This is a genomic window from Pedobacter ginsenosidimutans, assembly GCF_001442625.1.
In the GTDB taxonomy this organism is placed as follows: Bacteria; Bacteroidota; Bacteroidia; order Sphingobacteriales; family Sphingobacteriaceae; genus Pedobacter; species Pedobacter ginsenosidimutans.
In genome coordinates this window covers 58556-74696 of the sequence record NZ_LMZQ01000016.1, presented here as the reverse complement: position 1 = coordinate 74696, position 16141 = coordinate 58556, and the positions used below count along the sequence as shown (strand labels likewise).

Below are 16141 nucleotides of genomic sequence, written 5' to 3'. Positions count from 1 at the left end.
ACAGACCATGGAATAAATCCCGAACATTCGGGATAGTATGACGGAGCACTTAGCTTTAAGCTTTAGTCTTCCCTTAAACTTTTCTGATTTTAATAATACGCATCCAGTGCAATACTTTCATTACCGGATAGGTTGGATCAAATTCCCACCATTTGGCAGCAAAGTTAGGACTGTTTGGTTTTTTGTGGTGGTTATTCTGAAAAAGCTCGCCCATTAATAAGAAATCCCAAGGTAATGAGTTTTTGCTATGATCATCATTATCATGGTTAGAATAGCCATATTTATGACCACACCAGTTTACAATTGCGCCATGTAAAGGCCCCATCAAAAAGTGGATCGGTAATAAAATAAACAGCCACCAGTGGTTGGCAAAAGCAACATAAAAGCCAATATAAAACAGTCCGCATGCAATTCTCCAGGCCCATGAATTTCCAATTTTATCAACAATAGGCCATTCGGGATAATTCCCCTGAAAAGCTGGCTCTGGCTGTATTTTAAAATGCAGGTAATTCATATACATATTCTTCGTTGCAATCATCATCCCGAAAACATCCTTAAAAAAATGTGGAGAGTGCGGATCTTTTTCAGTGTCGCTATAAGCATGATGCATCCGGTGCAGAATGGCATAAGCCCTGGGGTTTAAAAATGATGAACCTTGTGAGATCAGCAATATCAGATAGAAAAACCGCTCCCAAAAAAGCTCCATTTTAAACATCTTGTGCGATGAGTAACGGTGAAGGAAAAAGGTTTGGCTAAACAGGGATAAAAACCAATGGCAAAGAAAAAAAATGAAGATAATCATGTATAGGGTGTATGCTTTATAAACGTAGTTTGAGGGCGTTTAGTTTTTAATATTGTAGAAAAACCGCTTTAAATTAAACGTTTAGATAAAAAGAATCCTGTTCCAATGCATAGAACAGGATTCTTTTTTAAATTATTTATTATCTACCGAAATCGTCTTGAACACGTACGATATCGCTTTCATCTGATGGGTTTGAAGCATCGGTATGTTGCCATATTTCTGCTACAACACCCCAATCTTCTAAACCGATTAAACGATGGCGTTCACCTTGTTGTAATTTGATCTGGTCTTTTGGAGCATATTTTTTAACTTCACCTTCTTCATCAGTTTGGCTGGTTTTAATACCAACAGTCCCAGTTACCACTTGCCAGATTTCGGCTCTGCGGTGGTGATATTGCCACGAAAGACGTGTATTTGGTGCAACGATTAAAATTTTTGGGCTTAATTTACCGCCAATTTTAAGGTCTTCAACGTTTAATCCATCAAAATAAGTATCGGCAAATTGTTGCGCCTGCGCCTCATCTATTACAAAGAAACCACCCCAAGGGCGTGTTTCATCACGGTTTACTACATTAAAACCTTCAATTTTTAAACGTTGTGCTACGCTTTCGAATATTTCTTTTTTGTCGTTTGTCATTGATAAAATATTAGTTTTCTAATGATTGTCGAGGTTCACAGGCATTAATTAATCTCCTGTGTGGTTCTATAATTTGCCGCAAAAATAAGCCTAATAAATTAAAAAAGCCTCTTCATGCCTTTTATTTTTTTAAACTCAATTTACGAATTACTGCAAAATCTGCCTATGCAATAGTTATAGGCTGTAAAATTGCTGATAAAACCCTTTTAGCAAGTGCAAAACCTCTTTGCATTATGCTACCGAGCGGCGCCGAAGGATCTCTATTCCGTTACACTTCAGCCGAAACAACCATGAAACAAAAACGGATGCCTCATATCGGGCATCCGTTTTTTGTTAAAACATTATTTATGGCCGGTGTGATGCCAACCATTAGAAATAATAAAATAGTGTTGTTTAATAACCTGGATTTGGAGTCAGGTTAGGGTTATTTTTGATTTCTGGAGTAGGAATTGGAAACAATAAATGTTTGGTTTGCAAAGCTTGGTTTACACTTTTATTAACGTGGCCAACAAAATTATCAAAGCCATTGGTAGTTTCATTGTACACTTTACGCAAGCGGACCATATCAAACCAGGTAATACCTTCGTAACACAGCTCGTGCCAGCGCTCTTTCCATACGGCTTCTTCAAACTGCGTTTGGTTCAAACCTGCAAGATCAGTCAGTTGCGCTCTTTTGCGCACTGCATTTACCGCAGCATAGGCAGCAACATTCGGACTCCCATCTGCCCTGTTCTGTGCTTCGGCATAAATTAATAAGGTTTCGGCATAACGGATCTGTGGAATATTCAGATCGCTTCTGCTGGTACCTTCTACACCCAGTGTTCCATTTGCAATCAGATCGAAGTGTTTAAAAACATAAGGCTTACCGCGGTTAATCAGCGGCATTTTAAACCCATCAGTATAATAATCGGTAAAGAAATAACCTTCTCTGTTTTTAGCCCTTAAATCTCCTGCCTCATACGAACCATAAAAACTTGCAGTTGGAATAGCAGTTCCAATCCCATCAATTTTAGAAACCAATGGCTGATGCAATGGTAGATATGAAGACTGTAAAGGATTACCAGATCCGGCAGCATCATTGTACTGGATTCCGAATAAATGCTCGACTTTATTATCATTTTTCGCATCGTGCAAGGCCCCATAACTTGGAAATAAGCCAAGTAATGCAGGATTCCCGGTTGAATAATCGATTACCTCTTTGGCCTTATCTGCAGCTAATTTATAATAAGCTGCTCCTTTGTTAAGGGGTTGCCCGGCCATGGTTAAATATACTTTTGCCAATTCAGATTTAATTGCTGCTGTAGAAACACGTCCGCTTGCATCCATAAAAGGCAAACCTGCTGCTTCTGCAACAACCAGATCATCAACAATCTGTTTGTAAACCTGTTCTTGCGGCGTACGGGAAGGAGAAAAATTGGGATCGTTAGGGCTGATAATAGGTTTAGTAATTAAAGGCACATCGCCCCATAAACGTACCAGGTAAAAATAGGCCCAGGCCCTGATGAAAGCTGCCTCTCCTAGAATTCTTTTTTTCTGTGCATTGTCCATTGGATTAATGCCCGGAACTTTATCCAACACCAGGTTGGTTTGTGCAATTACTTTATAAAATCCGTTCCAGCTTTGGTTAACATGCAGGTTTGTTCCATCATAAATCAGTGAATACAAATTGTTCAGATCGGAGTTTTGTGCGGTTTCGGTAGATTGTATGCCGGTTGGCGCATCAAGCATCTGCCAGTTGTTGGAATAAATACCGGCACCGTTTCCAATAAACCGGATTTCTGCATAAACAGCAGCAATACCAGCTTCTGCATGTTCTGGTAAAGTATAAAAATTATCGGGTGAAAGATTGGTGGGATCTGTTTCATCTAAAAACTTCTTACATCCCGAGTTTCCGATTATAGCGCCGCCTAGCAACAACAAAGCAGCGATATTTTTTATGTTTATTTTCATGTTGATATCCTTTCTTTAGTTAATGTTTATAATCCAATGTTTAAACCTACCATGAAAGTAGTTGGCTTTGGATAATCGAAAAATGTTTGACCTTGTGCAAATGCATTTCCATAGGTAGTTACCTCAGGGTCGTTACCTGTATACTTGGTTGCCAGGAAGAAATTCTGAACAGATGCATAAACACGAAGTTTGCTTAAGCGTAATTTTTCGACAAGTGTCTTATCAAAAGTATAACCTAGCAAAAGGTTTTTTCCCCGGATGAACGAACCGTCTTCTAACCAATGGGTATCTACGTTGGTTACATATCCGGCAGATTGATCCCTGATTGCGGCGATCGGTGTATTTTGATTCTGAGGAGTCCAGGCATTTAATACACTGGCAAAACTGTTGGCCTGTACCTGTCTGTCTTCACCTGAGTGGTGGGTCATATTCAATACATCATTACCATAAGAATATTGAAGTTCCACAATCAGCTCTAGGTTTTTATAGCGGAATGAGTTACCAAACGATCCCCAGCCTTTTGGTGTTCCGTTACCAATAATCTGACGGTCGGCATCTGTAATGGCATGATCGCCGTTTACATCTAAATATTTAATATCGCCCGGAAGCAAAGTTTTACCACCACGGTAACTTACATATTTAGCGGCTTCTGCCCTTTCGGCCTCGCTCCAGGTCCCTAAACGAACAAGCCCCCAAAATGAACCCACGGGCTCACCTACCCTGATAATACCTGTTTGATTGGTGAAATTTGGGTTACCCACCCCAAAAATATCATCAGGAGTAGCCAAAGAAAGTACTTTATTACGGTTAAGGGAAATGTTGAAACTGGTTTTCCAGGTAAAATCGTCAGTTTGTACGTTTACTGTATTGATCCCTAAATCTAAACCTTTGTTCTGCATAGAGCCAATATTTTTTCTGATCACCGAGTACCCTGTGGTACGTGGAACCGGCGCATCCAATAACATATCGGTTGTTTTTCTGTAATAAAGATCGGCTTCTAAATTAATGCGGTTATTAAACAAGCCTAATTCTAAACCTGCATCAACCTGAGCTGTTTTTTCCCAAACCAGATCTGGATTTGCCAACCTACCGATACCAATGCCTGTTACCCTACTATCGTTAATAATAGCTGAGTTATTAACCAATGTGGCGAGCGATTGATATGCAGGAAGCTCTGAGTTACCACTTAAACCATAACTGGTTCTTAGTTTTAAGTTAGAGATGGTTTTGTTTCCTTTAAGGAAATCTTCATCTGAGGCTTTCCAGGCCAATGCTGCCGAAGGGAAAAAGGCGAATTTATGGTTCTCTCCGAATTTGGATGACCCATCTACCCTACCTGTAAAAGTAACCAGGTATTTATCTTTAAAGGCGTAGTTTAACCTTCCAAAATAAGAGTTAAAAGCCGATCTGTTCCGGCTAGAACCCACCGTTATCGATTTACTTCCAGAGCCCATGTTATTGTTTCCGTAAAAATCGGTTACAAAATTCTCGGCATGACTGGTATTGCTAAAGAAATTGGTGGCCTGCCAGGAGATACCCAACAACGCATTAATGGCATGCGATTCGGCAAAACGTTTGTTATAGGTTAAATAGTTTTCCAATGACCAGAAGGTTTCCCGATCGTCGGTAACATTCGCCGTTCCATTCTGTCCATCAGAGATACCGTATAATTGTTTGGCATTGTACTCGTTAATGTTGCGGCTCACAATATTGGCCCCTAACTGGGTACGGAACTCTAAATCTTTGCTAAAGCTAATGGTAGAGTAAATACTCCCCAAAGCAGTTTGGGTAACCATTCCATATTTTTGATCGGTTAAAATGTGCACCGGATTGGAGCCTCCTTCTGCCCATGGAATCAGTTTATTATCGCCCCACTTGCCATCTGCAAGTTTAATTGGTAGAAAAGGGAATGCTTCTGTAATCATACGGACTGAATTTAAGCCGCCTGTTCCCTGATCAACAATGTTTTCATTCTGGTTATTGTAGCTCAAATTACCGCCTACCTTTAACCATGGTTTAATTTTACTATCGAAATTAAATCTGCCCGAATAACGTTTTAAATAAGAGTTTAGTAAAAGTCCCTGGTCATCACGATAGCCTGCAAAAACACCATAGGTGCTATTTTCGTTTCCACCTGTAAAACCCAGCTGGTGATTTTGCGAAAGTTTATTCTGTGTAGATTCTTTTAACCAATCGGTATTATATAATGGATTTCCATTGCTATCGAAAAATTGAGGCAGGGCAATTCTCGCGGCTTTGGGAACAGGTGTGGATGCGTAACTTCCCGCTGCCCAACCTACCGGATCGTAAACTTTAATATTCTCATAAGCCAGATCCTGCACTTTAACATACTCGAAGGCATCGAGCATCTTAACATGGTGTGCCGCCAATGTATTTATGCCAAAATCTGCATCATAGGTAATGCGTTGGGCATTTGCTGTTCCTTTTTTAGTAGTGATTAAAATTACTCCATTTGCACCTCTTGCGCCGTATATGGCCGTCGAAGAAGCATCTTTTAATACCTCTACCGAAGCGATATCGCTTGGGTTAATATAATCGATAGCATTACTGTTCTGCGTTTGCGAGCCTACTGGTAAAGCCACACCATCTACCACATAAAGTGGATTGTTACTCGTATTGATTGAGCTAAATCCACGGATTTTGATATTCGTCTGTCCGCCGGGTCTACCTGAGTTAGTGTTTACCTGTACGCCAGAAATACGGCCAGCGAGTGCCTGGTTTAGCGATGAAGAAGGACGTTCCTGCAGCTCGCTTGCTTTAACCACACCAACAGAACCTGTAAGGTCTGTTTTTTTCACCGATCCATAACCAATTACCACCACTTCATCTAATTTATTGGCTTCGGCAGGCATCATTTTAACGCTTATGTTGGCTTCATTGCCTACTGTAACATCTTTATTTTGATAGCCCACATAAGAAAAGCGGATCACATCGTTTGTGTTGGCCTCAATGCTGAATTTACCAGCTTCATCAGTTACAGCAGTTTTACCTGACGAAATGTTTTTGATGCCAACTCCGGGAATAGGCATGTTTTTTTCGTCTAATACGGTTCCTGTAATTACTTTTCGGTTTTGGATATGCACTAAAGGCATGTTTAGCTCGGAAAACCCCTCGGATTTTTCAGCAACCGGATTCATCGAAAAAGCAGGGCTATTGAGCAAAAAAAGCACAGAAAGCCCTGAAATCTTTAGTAGATTGATTTTCATTGGTTTAGGTTTAGTAAATGGTTAGTTAATAATATATAATTCAACTGCTAGCAGCTAAAACGTTTTATCAATTATTCAATAAAAAATAATTGACGGCAAATATCATTTTTAATCAGAAGGCTTTGAGTTAAAAGCAATTGTGTGATGGGAGATCGTATTTTTAAACGGATTAAAAACTACACACAAATAAACTACACAGACATATACTGCACCACAGGGGGCAAATATCCCTAAGCTCATCATCATATTCGGTTGTTGATAAAACGATTTATCAATTCAATATTAAATATTTTATCACAAAATCAAGAATATTATTTTGATCATTAGCACTACTTAACCGTACAAATCAGATTACAGTATGATTACTTTTACAGGCGTTAAAATTTTTGAATAGATATTTTGGGGAAATAAAAAACAGACAGGCTGAAATCCATTATGCCTCACCTACTTAAGTGTATTTTTAAGAATTGGACAAAAAAATAAGTTTTTTTTCAAAAGAAGGGGGGCTCAGTTTTATCATAGCGCGCATTAATCAGCTCGCCTATTTTTAATTGCTGGGTAAATCCGTTAAAATGAGAAAGCCCCATATTTCTATGAGGCCAATTATTTTGTCTTATTAGCATCCACCAATAAAACTAAACCAAACAAACTAATGAAACTAAAAGACAAATAAGTTTGAGAATTGTTTTAGTTATTGATTAAATTTTAAAAATCTAACTCTAAATATGCTTCCTTGGATCTGTATTTCGGGATTTTTTTAACCATACTGTATTTTGCCAAAGCCCGGTAATACCGCCAAAAGTTATACTTTCGGCCATTGGTTAATAAATGTATGCGTCCATCCAAATTATTGCGTTTGATATGATTGTCGATAAGATCCAGTTCTCTTACAAGATCGGTATCCAATAATTTTTTGTGCGTTACCATGTTGGGTGCAATTTTTAACCTATACCGCCACGGCTCGGTAAAAACATACCTGATTTCCTGTTGGCGTGTTTTAACATTGTACATTTCAACCTGGCTAAAACACGCTTTTTCCTGTTCGGTAAGGTCTAAATTGCTGCTTTCCCATAAATATGGCGTGAGTTCGCGCAGCGATTGCTTTTTAATTTCGTATCCATACCTTCCTTTACGGCGTTTTTTTCTTTTAAATGTTTTATCATGGTGATATTCAACTGTATTGATCTTAGCAAGTAATGCGGTATAAAACTCAGCTCTTACGCTAAATGCAATATCTGCTCTGAGTATAAAATATCTTTTCCAGCCTCTTTGATAGGGCTTTTCAAGAGGTACCATGGGCAGTGCCCGTCTTTGTATCCAAAGCTCCGACCTTCTTTTACTCAGCCTGATTAATTGTTTGTCGCGGTCTGTTTTTACCAACCGCTGTTTATGCCGTGCGCTTCTAATCCTGCATGGCAATTCATATGTGTCCATCGGACTTCCATTTAATTTCCTTTAATTTGAATGTGGGTCTCAATTCGTCCTTGAGCAAGGATATACCCCTTCCTTGGAAATAAAATGTTGTATAGCAGATTGAATAGCCTTGAGGCAACCAATCAAATAAAAACAAATTATATTATTTTATCGCCTATTAGGCAATTTCTGAAGAGGATGATATGTAGGTATATGCTGTCATAATTCCTAAACATTAAAAAGATTGTTTATCAGGAATGCCACAAAGTTAATAAATTTTCGGGATTTTACAGAAAGAAGAAATTCTAGCTAAAAAAACGTTGGCCTCTTGAAATTATAAGCATTGCATAGCAGCCTTGTTTTCAGATCAAAAACTTCCCAGAACCTTAAATTTGCACTTCAACCTTCTTTTTGCCCGCTTCACTTAAGAATTCGCTGCAACTCCACTGTCAATAAGTATATTTGTTACCATGAAAGCGCAACTCCCGGTAAAGCGGTTAAATCTTCTTAGTTGTTTACTGGCTGCCATTATAGGCATCATCTTTCACATTATCGTTTCGCATAATTCAACCAATCCAAAAATACACTACTTTACTTTTTTTACTGTTTTAGGCGTCATGCTAATCGGCTTTGCTGATGTGTTTATTATGATTATCCTGAGCAAAATTTACAAAACTCAATCAAGAAAGTTCAGGGTACTCAGGTACCTCATCACCTATCCCGTCAGCATCATCATCTATCTATTGGTATGGCCAATTATTGCTTATGCAGCACACAATCAATGGTCGTATTCGGATGGGGGATTATTTCTTGCCTTTGTTGGATCGGGCTTCGTGATCAATACCATGATCCTAATCCTCCACGATTCGGTCCTCCTTTACGAGCACAAACTGCACAGCGAACTGGAACTTTCGAGATTGAAGGCGGCAAATGCAGAAGCGGCCAATCTCTTGCTAAAACAACAGATTCAACCACATTTTTTATTCAACGCGCTGAACACACTTAAAGCACTTTATCACAACGATACCGATACTGCCGACACCTATATTGTGCACATGGCAAATTTCCTGAGGGCTTCTGTTTTCCGTCATGCATCAAATATTTCCGGCCTAGAAGATGAACTCGGGCTTCTGAACGACTACCTGGCCATGCAGCGTATGCGTTTCGGCACGGCACTAAATTGTTCAATAGCCATAAGCAAGGAGGATATTAAAAGCTATAATCTCCCATCGTTTTCCCTCCAGCCCTTATTGGAAAATGCCATCAAACATAACAATTTTACCCAGCAGGCCCCTTTAAATATCACTATTAGGCAGATGGGCGAACGACTGGTGTTCAAGAATAACATCCAACAGAAAAAGATAAAATCGCCATCTACAAATTATGGCCTTGCCAATCTTGCTGAACGTTACCGGTTGTGTTGTGGAGATGATATCATCATAGAGGAGAATGAACAATCATTTTCGGTAAGTATTAAACTGTTAAAAAATGAAAATAGTAATAATTGAAGATGAAGAAGTAGTTGCGCATGACCTTGAACTGAACATCAGGAAACTGACAAATGGGCCTTTGGAAATTGTACAGCTTAGGTCGGTGAAAGAATCTATCGATTATTTCGGATCGGCAATTGCGCCTGATCTTATTTTTAGTGACATACAGCTAGGCGATGGGCTCAGTTTTGAAATATTTGTGGCCAGGCCAATGTCAGTTCCCGTTATTTTCTGCACAGCTTATGATGAATACGCTTTGGATGCATTTAAGGCTAACGGCATCGATTATATTCTTAAACCGTTTACCATTGGCATACTTGGTGCTGCACTTCAGAAATACAAAGACCTAAAAAAGGTACTTTCTTCCGATCAAACGCCGCAGTACGATGCACTGTTACAGTTGCTGGGGCTTAAAGAAAGTTATAAGGCCTCTTCTATCCTTGTACATGCCAAGGATAAGATTATCCCGGTGAAGATAGAAGACATTGCCATGTTCTATGTCAGAAACGAGATTACGCATTTGCTCACCTTCTCTGGAACATGTTATTACCCCAATAAAAACCTCGATGAACTGGAAAGATCGTTGGGCAGTTATTTTTTTCGCGCTAACAGGCAGTTCCTCATCTGCCGCAAAGCGATAACTGATGTATCCAGTTTCTTTTCCAGAAAGCTCTCGGTTAATCTCAATATCCCATTTGATGAAAAAGTAATAGTAAGCAAGGCCAAGGCTTCACAATTTCTTGAATGGCTCTCCAGGGTTTAACCCCAAATCTCTATTTCAATTTAAAACACTTTTCGCCGAGTTCACTAGTAATTAAAATGCTAGCGGGTTTCCCATATCCTTCTTTTCAAACAGAATAACAAAACCTCAGTATATAGGTTTTATCTCAAAATTCTAAATGGTTAATCGGTCTATTTAACCTCTATTTTGCCTGCTTCGGCATCATTTATCTTGAGGGGAAAGGATGAAACATCCACCTTTGATGAAAAGAAAAAATAATGGTCATGGCGACCCAAAAAACTTAAAGAAAAGATAATGAAAAAGTTGATCCTAGTTTGTATTTGTTTTGTTTTAGCATCTACAGGTGCTTATAGTCAGAGTATGATGAAAAATATTGTTAAACGTCTAAGTTTTGGACTAAAGGGAGGGGTAAATTACAGTGATTTTACAGATGCCAATTTCGAAACAGAAGGCCTTGTTGGTTTCCATGCGGGTGCAATTGTGAATTTCAGGATTTCGGACAGTTTTTCTGTGCAGGAAGAATTTCTGTTTTCTACCCAGGGCGCAAAAACAACCAGCAGTACTTTTGGTGGGCAGGATATTAAGCTGTACTATGCAAGCGTTCCTGTTCTACTGAAATATAAAACCAAGTTCGGGTTGTATGTTGAGGCGGGAACCCAGGTTGGTTTCCGTGTGAAGGAAGATCTTCAAGGCTTAAACGGCAATGATTTTTCCAAAAAATTAGACATGGGTGCAGTAGGTGGTATTGGCTTTCAATCGAAAAGCGGTTTTGGTATTGGTGCAAGGTATATAGCCGGACTACAGAAAGTAGGTGATTTTAAACTGGGCAATATTAGCCCTGACCTAAAGAACAATGTTGCCCAGGCGAGTTTATTCTATATGTTTTAGCCTTACTTAATAATTTTTAAACCCCAGATTTCATACCCATCCGAAAACGGTTGCCCCTAAGCAGCCGTTTTTTTTTTAAAATGTAATGCAGGTGATGGATACCTCTGCGTTTAACGTTTGGTAACAAAACTCCCCGATTGAGATAACTGTAAAAAGGCACCGAAAATTTCGGTGCCTTTAAATGTTACGCTGTATTTCTGATTAATTTAAATCAAAACGATCTAAATTCATTACTTTATTCCAGGTGGCCACAAAGTCTTTCACGAATTTACCTTGTGCATCTGTGCTTGCGTATACCTCTGCAATTGCCCTTAATTCTGCATTAGAGCCAAACACAAGATCAGCACGGGTTGCGGTCCATTTTGGCTGACCAGTTGAACGGCTGCTTCCAATATAGAGTTCTTTATCTTCTGCAACAGCTTTCCATGCAGTTTCCATATCCAATAGGTTTACAAAAAAGTCGTTGGTTAACTGACCGGGTTTTCCGGTTAAGACACCATTTTTCGAACCATCAAAATTTGTATCCAGCGCACGTAAACCACCCACCAACACCGTCAGTTCAGGTGCTGTTAAAGTAAGCAACTGGGCTTTATCGATCAGGAATTCTTCCGTAGGAACCGGAGATTTTGAATTACGGTAGTTACGGAAACCATCAGCAGCGGGCTCTAAATAACCAAAAGATTCTACGTCGGTTTGTTCTTGCGAAGCATCCATCCGTCCAGGTGCAAAAGGAACTGTAACTGAATGTCCGGCAGCAGCAGCAGCTTTTTCTACCGCGGCAGCACCTGCCAATACAATTAAATCGGCTAAGGAAACTTTTTTACCATCAATTTGTGCTGCATTAAATTCACTTTGAATATCCGATAATACGTCCAATACTTTTTGCAATTGTGGAGGATTGTTAACCGCCCAATCTTTTTGAGGAGCCAAACGGATCCGTGCACCATTGGCACCACCACGTTTATCAGAACCGCGGAAAGTAGAAGCCGAAGCCCATGCAGTAGAAACCAGTTCGGCCACACTCAGTCCTGAAGCCAATACTTTTGCTTTCAATGTTGCGATATCGCTCTCGTTAATCAATGCATGGTTAACCGCAGGTATTGGATCTTGCCAAAGCAATTCTTCCTGTGGTACATCTGGCCCCAGGTAACGTGCCAAAGGTCCCATATCGCGATGTGTTAATTTAAACCATGCCCTAGCAAATGCATCAGCAAACTGATCTGGATTTTCTAAGAAGCGTCTTGATATTTTTTCATAAGCCGGATCGAATCTTAAAGAAAGATCGGTGGTAAGCATTGTTGGCAGATGTTTTTTCGATCCGTCAAATGCATCAGGAATAATGGCCTCAGCATTTATAGCTTTCCATTGATGTGCACCGGCAGGGCTTTTCGATAATTCCCATTCAAATCCAAACAGGTTTTCGAAAAAATTATTGCTCCATTGCGTTGGTGTTGTGGTCCAGATTACTTCCAATCCACTCGTAATGGCATCAGCACCTTTGCCAGAAGCATAACTGCTGTTCCATCCTAGACCTTGACTTTCAATGCCGGCGGCTTCAGGCTCTTTGCCCACGTGATCTGCTGAGGCGGCGCCATGCGTTTTACCAAAGGTGTGCCCACCAGCAATTAATGCTACTGTTTCTTCATCATCCATTGCCATGCGGCCAAAAGTATCGCGGATATCTTTCGCAGCAAGGATTGGATCTGGGTTTCCATCCGGGCCTTCAGGGTTTACATATATTAATCCCATTTGCACTGCAGCAAGTGGTTTTTCTAAGTTACGTGAGTGAACATCTCCATCGGCATCGTCATCCGTAACCACTACGCCATGAGCCTTATGTGCGCCATCAGAACCGTGTGCATAACGGAGATCGCCACCCAGCCAGGTTGTTTCTGAACCCCAGTACACCGATTCATCTGCTTCCCAAACATCCTCACGCCCTCCCGCAAAACCAAAGGTTTTGAAGCCCATCGATTCTAAGGCAATATTTCCCGTTAAGATCATTAAATCTGCCCAAGAAATTTTGCGCCCGTATTTTTGTTTAATCGGCCAAAGTAATCTGCGGGCTTTATCAAGACTCACATTATCCGGCCAGCTGTTCAGCGGTGCAAAACGTTGTAATCCGGCACCAGCACCACCACGCCCATCGCCCACTCTGTAGGTTCCGGCACTGTGCCATGCCATGCGGATAAATAAACCTCCGTAGTGACCAAAATCTGCCGGCCACCAATCTTGCGAATCGGTCATCAGTGCATGAAGGTCTGCCTTTAATGCGGCTAGATCTAAACTTTTAAAAGCTTCTGCATAACTAAATTCTCCATCCATTGGGTTAGATAAATTAGAATGTTGACGCAAAATACTCAGTTTTAACTGCTTTGGCCACCAGTCGCCATTTCTGGTACCGCCACCACCTACATTACTTTTCATGCTGCCATTATGAAACGGGCACTTGCTAATATCGTTCGATTCTTTTTCCATATATATTCTATTTTGTTAGTGAAATCTAATCCGCTATTAAAACTTAACCAGATTATTATAAATTTAGAGAATTGAAATAACTAATCACAATCATTTAATTCTATAATGGAATAGTTAGAATCTATTACTATGCTATATCAGCAATTTAGGAGTATGCCAGGGATAAGATCAATAAAATTTAATCTTATGTTAATCCTTCCTTAAAATAAAATCCCCATTAAGTATTTAAATTTCGGAGGGTACGATGAAACCGGCTTTCTCAGAATATACCCAGAAATTTCTTCTTCTTTTTACCGTTCTGTTTCCTGGCTTTTTCGGTTGCTTTTACTTGCTGTGCCCATTGCATTTTTGCTTTCAGGATACTGTCTTCCCTCGCTGTTTGTAGTGCTTGTCTGTATTGTTGATTTGCAATTTCAAATGGTGACCGGTATGAGGTTGCCGGTAAGGCTGTAATATCATTGTTTTCTGCCTTAGTTAAGCTATAAACTACAAAGGCAACAACTAAGGTGCAGGCGGCAGCGTAGCCGAAAAAAGCCTTTCTTGGCGCATGGATGTAATTTTCCTGGTGATATTCACCGGTCGGACCATTGTATTTTATTCCAGCCTTCATGGCGAGAGGTTTTAGTGTTGCGAGCTCTTTTTCAAGCTTTTCGTTCTTTTGCTGTGCCTCACCGTATAAGGCTGCATAATGCAAAACTTCATTGGGTATGGTGTTTTTCGTGTCCCTGGTATCTTGTGGTGCCGACAATAGCCCGGCAGTAACTGCCTTTTGCAGTTCCATTCCATTGGCATACCGGTCATCAGGATTTTTTTGCAGGCATCGCCCGATCAGCTCGATTAACCAGTGGGGTACCTGCATTTCTGCATGCAGAATATCGTCCTGAAACATATTTTCCAGATTGCTTTTACGCAGAGACATGGCATCCGGGATTTCCTTTTCAAGATGTGCGATCATGACGGTATTGCGGGCGGTATCGCCCCCTCCTTCGAGTGGAAAAGGAACCTGCCCGGCCAGGAGTTCATACAGGATAATACCGTAACTATAAACATCTGTCTGTAACAGCATTTTTCCCTCATGCTGTTCCGGAGCCATAAACTCTACTGCCCCGGCATGGCGAATGCTTGTCCTGCGCTGCTCTTCACTCATAATGGCCAGGCCAAAATCCAATAGCACGTAATTGGCAGTCTGCGTATTGTACTTCACATTATTGCTTTTAACATCGCCATGTTTAACCCCAAACTGATGACAATGTGCAAGTGCCGCAGCCAATTGTTCAGCTACTTTCAATAGTTCTTTAACGGTGAAAACTTTTTGATGCGGAGGCAATAGCAGTTCGCTAAGTTCGGGGCCTTCGATGTATTCCATTTCTATATAAGGAAAGGAACCGCTATCGGTGATCCCCGAACTAAGTATCTTCACCACATTCGGGCTGGGATGAATATTTACCTGCTGTAGCTTATTCACTTCATTGAGAAAATTGCGGTAGTTTTTATCGCTTTCATCTTCCACGTAAATTGGTGTGGGGATAAGCTTAATAGCAGAATAAACCGGTCCCATGCGCATCCCCTTGTAAACAGATCCCTGCCCACCGGTTTTTAAAGCCCCAAGGTTTTGTAGCCCTTCTGCAATGGTAAAAATTTTACTCATGATGCTGCTGCTTAAAACTAAATTCCAATACGACCGATTCTCCTAAGATAATCTGATCTCCCTCGGCTAATTCCTGGCCGATCTGCGTAGCATGGAGTTTTACTGTTTTTTCGGTTAGCGCTGAACGCAGTTTAACCTTATTGCGGGGCGGTATCCCACCTTCATCTGCGAAGATTAAAAATTTGGCTATGTTGGTGTCCCATTCAATATGCGCGTGCTGCCTGCTAATGTACTTATTTCGTTCATCATCACTTTCCGATGGAAATGCAATGTGGTTGGTACGAAAATAACCTTCGTCAGATTGTGCCTTTTCATCTCTGCCGATATTGTATTTCCCTCCCGCGGAAGTTATTTCATAGCTTGGATGCAAAGTCGTGCCGCTAAGCGCTTTAAGGTAGGCTTTAGCCTGTTGCTTAACAAAATGGGTTTTGGTTTTGACCAACAGTGCTATCGGCAAATTTTGCATTTCTACCGCGTCGTCCGGAATAGCTTCGTCGAAAGCAACTGCGAGTGACCAGCCAGAGGGCAGATCCAGCGAATAGTCATCACTGATACGTTGTATCTCATTTTTTAACTGTTCGGGTTCCTCGGTAAATACAGCAGCTTCATACACATGCCGCGCTGCAGGGTTGCAGTGGATAAAAATACCCAAACCTTTGATATTTGCACCTTCTCCGCCCTCCGCTTTTTGTAACTCCTGTTTTACAAATTGTAGTAATGCGTGCCTGATTCCCTTCACATCGTCTGGATGTTCCCCACTTGCGCTTTTGAAAAGGTCGAATATCATTTTCATCTGTATGTTTGTTAGTGCTTGCTACTGTGTTATTAAAAATATCGAATTAAACATCTGCGCTGTTCCCAATTGT

Annotated in this window: 11 protein-coding genes; 3 read left to right on the top strand and 8 right to left on the bottom strand. The window is 40.5% G+C overall.

Features of this window, described 5'->3' with window-relative positions; translation table 11 throughout:
• Positions 1-73 precede the first annotated feature (73 nt).
• From ASU31_RS18745 to ASU31_RS18720, 5 genes are all read right to left on the bottom strand, one after another.
• Complete coding sequence (locus ASU31_RS18745) at positions 74-802, bottom strand: acyl-CoA desaturase (protein ID WP_057933812.1); 729 nt, start codon at positions 800-802, stop codon at positions 74-76.
• A 139-nt stretch (positions 803-941) separates the two neighbouring features.
• Entirely contained in the window at positions 942-1439 is a 498-nt protein-coding gene (locus ASU31_RS18740) for a cupin domain-containing protein (RefSeq protein ID WP_025142534.1), read from the bottom strand.
• A gap of 393 nt (positions 1440-1832) precedes the next feature.
• On the bottom strand, positions 1833-3389 hold the full coding sequence (locus ASU31_RS18730; RefSeq protein WP_057933810.1) for a RagB/SusD family nutrient uptake outer membrane protein: 1557 nt from the start codon (positions 3387-3389) through the stop codon (positions 1833-1835).
• Between the two features lie 26 nt (positions 3390-3415).
• Positions 3416-6616, bottom strand: a complete 3201-nt coding sequence (locus ASU31_RS18725; protein ID WP_083505428.1) for a SusC/RagA family TonB-linked outer membrane protein — start codon at positions 6614-6616, stop codon at positions 3416-3418.
• Positions 6617-7321: 705 nt separating this feature from the next.
• A complete protein-coding gene (locus ASU31_RS18720) occupies positions 7322-8050 on the bottom strand; it encodes a hypothetical protein (RefSeq protein ID WP_157258111.1) in 729 nt (242 codons plus the stop codon).
• Positions 8051-8499: 449 nt separating this feature from the next.
• Between ASU31_RS18720 and ASU31_RS18715 the strand changes: the two genes are divergently transcribed.
• The 3 genes from ASU31_RS18715 (at position 8500) to ASU31_RS18705 (ending at position 11149) form a co-directional block, all read left to right on the top strand.
• Entirely contained in the window at positions 8500-9537 is a 1038-nt protein-coding gene (locus tag ASU31_RS18715; RefSeq protein WP_057933807.1) for a sensor histidine kinase, read from the top strand.
• Positions 9518-10282, top strand: coding sequence for a LytR/AlgR family response regulator transcription factor (locus ASU31_RS18710; protein ID WP_057933806.1), 765 nt, complete (start codon positions 9518-9520; stop codon positions 10280-10282). Before ASU31_RS18715 ends, ASU31_RS18710 begins: the two co-directional genes overlap by 20 nt.
• Positions 10283-10555: 273 nt before the next feature.
• On the top strand, positions 10556-11149 hold the full coding sequence (locus tag ASU31_RS18705) for a porin family protein (protein WP_057933805.1): 594 nt from the start codon (positions 10556-10558) through the stop codon (positions 11147-11149).
• Between the two features lie 201 nt (positions 11150-11350).
• On the opposite strand, the gene katG is transcribed toward ASU31_RS18705, so the two are convergent.
• The 3 genes from katG to ASU31_RS18690 form a co-directional block, all read right to left on the bottom strand.
• Complete coding sequence (katG, locus tag ASU31_RS18700; RefSeq protein WP_057933804.1) at positions 11351-13627, bottom strand: catalase/peroxidase HPI; 2277 nt, start codon at positions 13625-13627, stop codon at positions 11351-11353.
• A 259-nt stretch (positions 13628-13886) separates the two neighbouring features.
• The gene (locus ASU31_RS18695) at positions 13887-15275 is read right to left on the bottom strand and encodes a serine/threonine protein kinase (RefSeq protein ID WP_057933803.1); all 1389 of its coding nucleotides are present in this window, start codon (positions 15273-15275) and stop codon (positions 13887-13889) included.
• Positions 15268-16068, bottom strand: a complete 801-nt coding sequence (locus ASU31_RS18690; RefSeq protein WP_245224563.1) for an FHA domain-containing protein — start codon at positions 16066-16068, stop codon at positions 15268-15270. Before ASU31_RS18690 ends, ASU31_RS18695 begins: the two co-directional genes overlap by 8 nt.
• Between the last annotated feature and the right edge of the window lie 73 nt (positions 16069-16141).

Excerpts from the sequence above, each read along its gene's own strand:
- ASU31_RS18745 (WP_057933812.1), bottom strand. The coding sequence starts at position 802 with ATGATTATCTTCATTTTTTTTCTTTGCCATTGGTTTTTATCCCTGTTT.
- ASU31_RS18720 (WP_157258111.1), bottom strand. The coding sequence starts at position 8,050 with ATGGACACATATGAATTGCCATGCAGGATTAGAAGCGCACGGCATAAA.
- ASU31_RS18690 (WP_245224563.1), bottom strand. The coding sequence starts at position 16,068 with ATGAAAATGATATTCGACCTTTTCAAAAGCGCAAGTGGGGAACATCCA.
- ASU31_RS18710 (WP_057933806.1), top strand. The coding sequence starts at position 9,518 with ATGAAAATAGTAATAATTGAAGATGAAGAAGTAGTTGCGCATGACCTT.
- ASU31_RS18725 (WP_083505428.1), bottom strand. The coding sequence starts at position 6,616 with ATGAAAATCAATCTACTAAAGATTTCAGGGCTTTCTGTGCTTTTTTTG.
- ASU31_RS18705 (WP_057933805.1), top strand. The coding sequence starts at position 10,556 with ATGAAAAAGTTGATCCTAGTTTGTATTTGTTTTGTTTTAGCATCTACA.
- ASU31_RS18695 (WP_057933803.1), bottom strand. The coding sequence starts at position 15,275 with ATGAGTAAAATTTTTACCATTGCAGAAGGGCTACAAAACCTTGGGGCT.
- ASU31_RS18715 (WP_057933807.1), top strand. The coding sequence starts at position 8,500 with ATGAAAGCGCAACTCCCGGTAAAGCGGTTAAATCTTCTTAGTTGTTTA.
- katG (WP_057933804.1), bottom strand. The coding sequence starts at position 13,627 with ATGGAAAAAGAATCGAACGATATTAGCAAGTGCCCGTTTCATAATGGC.
- ASU31_RS18740 (WP_025142534.1), bottom strand. The coding sequence starts at position 1,439 with ATGACAAACGACAAAAAAGAAATATTCGAAAGCGTAGCACAACGTTTA.
- ASU31_RS18730 (WP_057933810.1), bottom strand. The coding sequence starts at position 3,389 with ATGAAAATAAACATAAAAAATATCGCTGCTTTGTTGTTGCTAGGCGGC.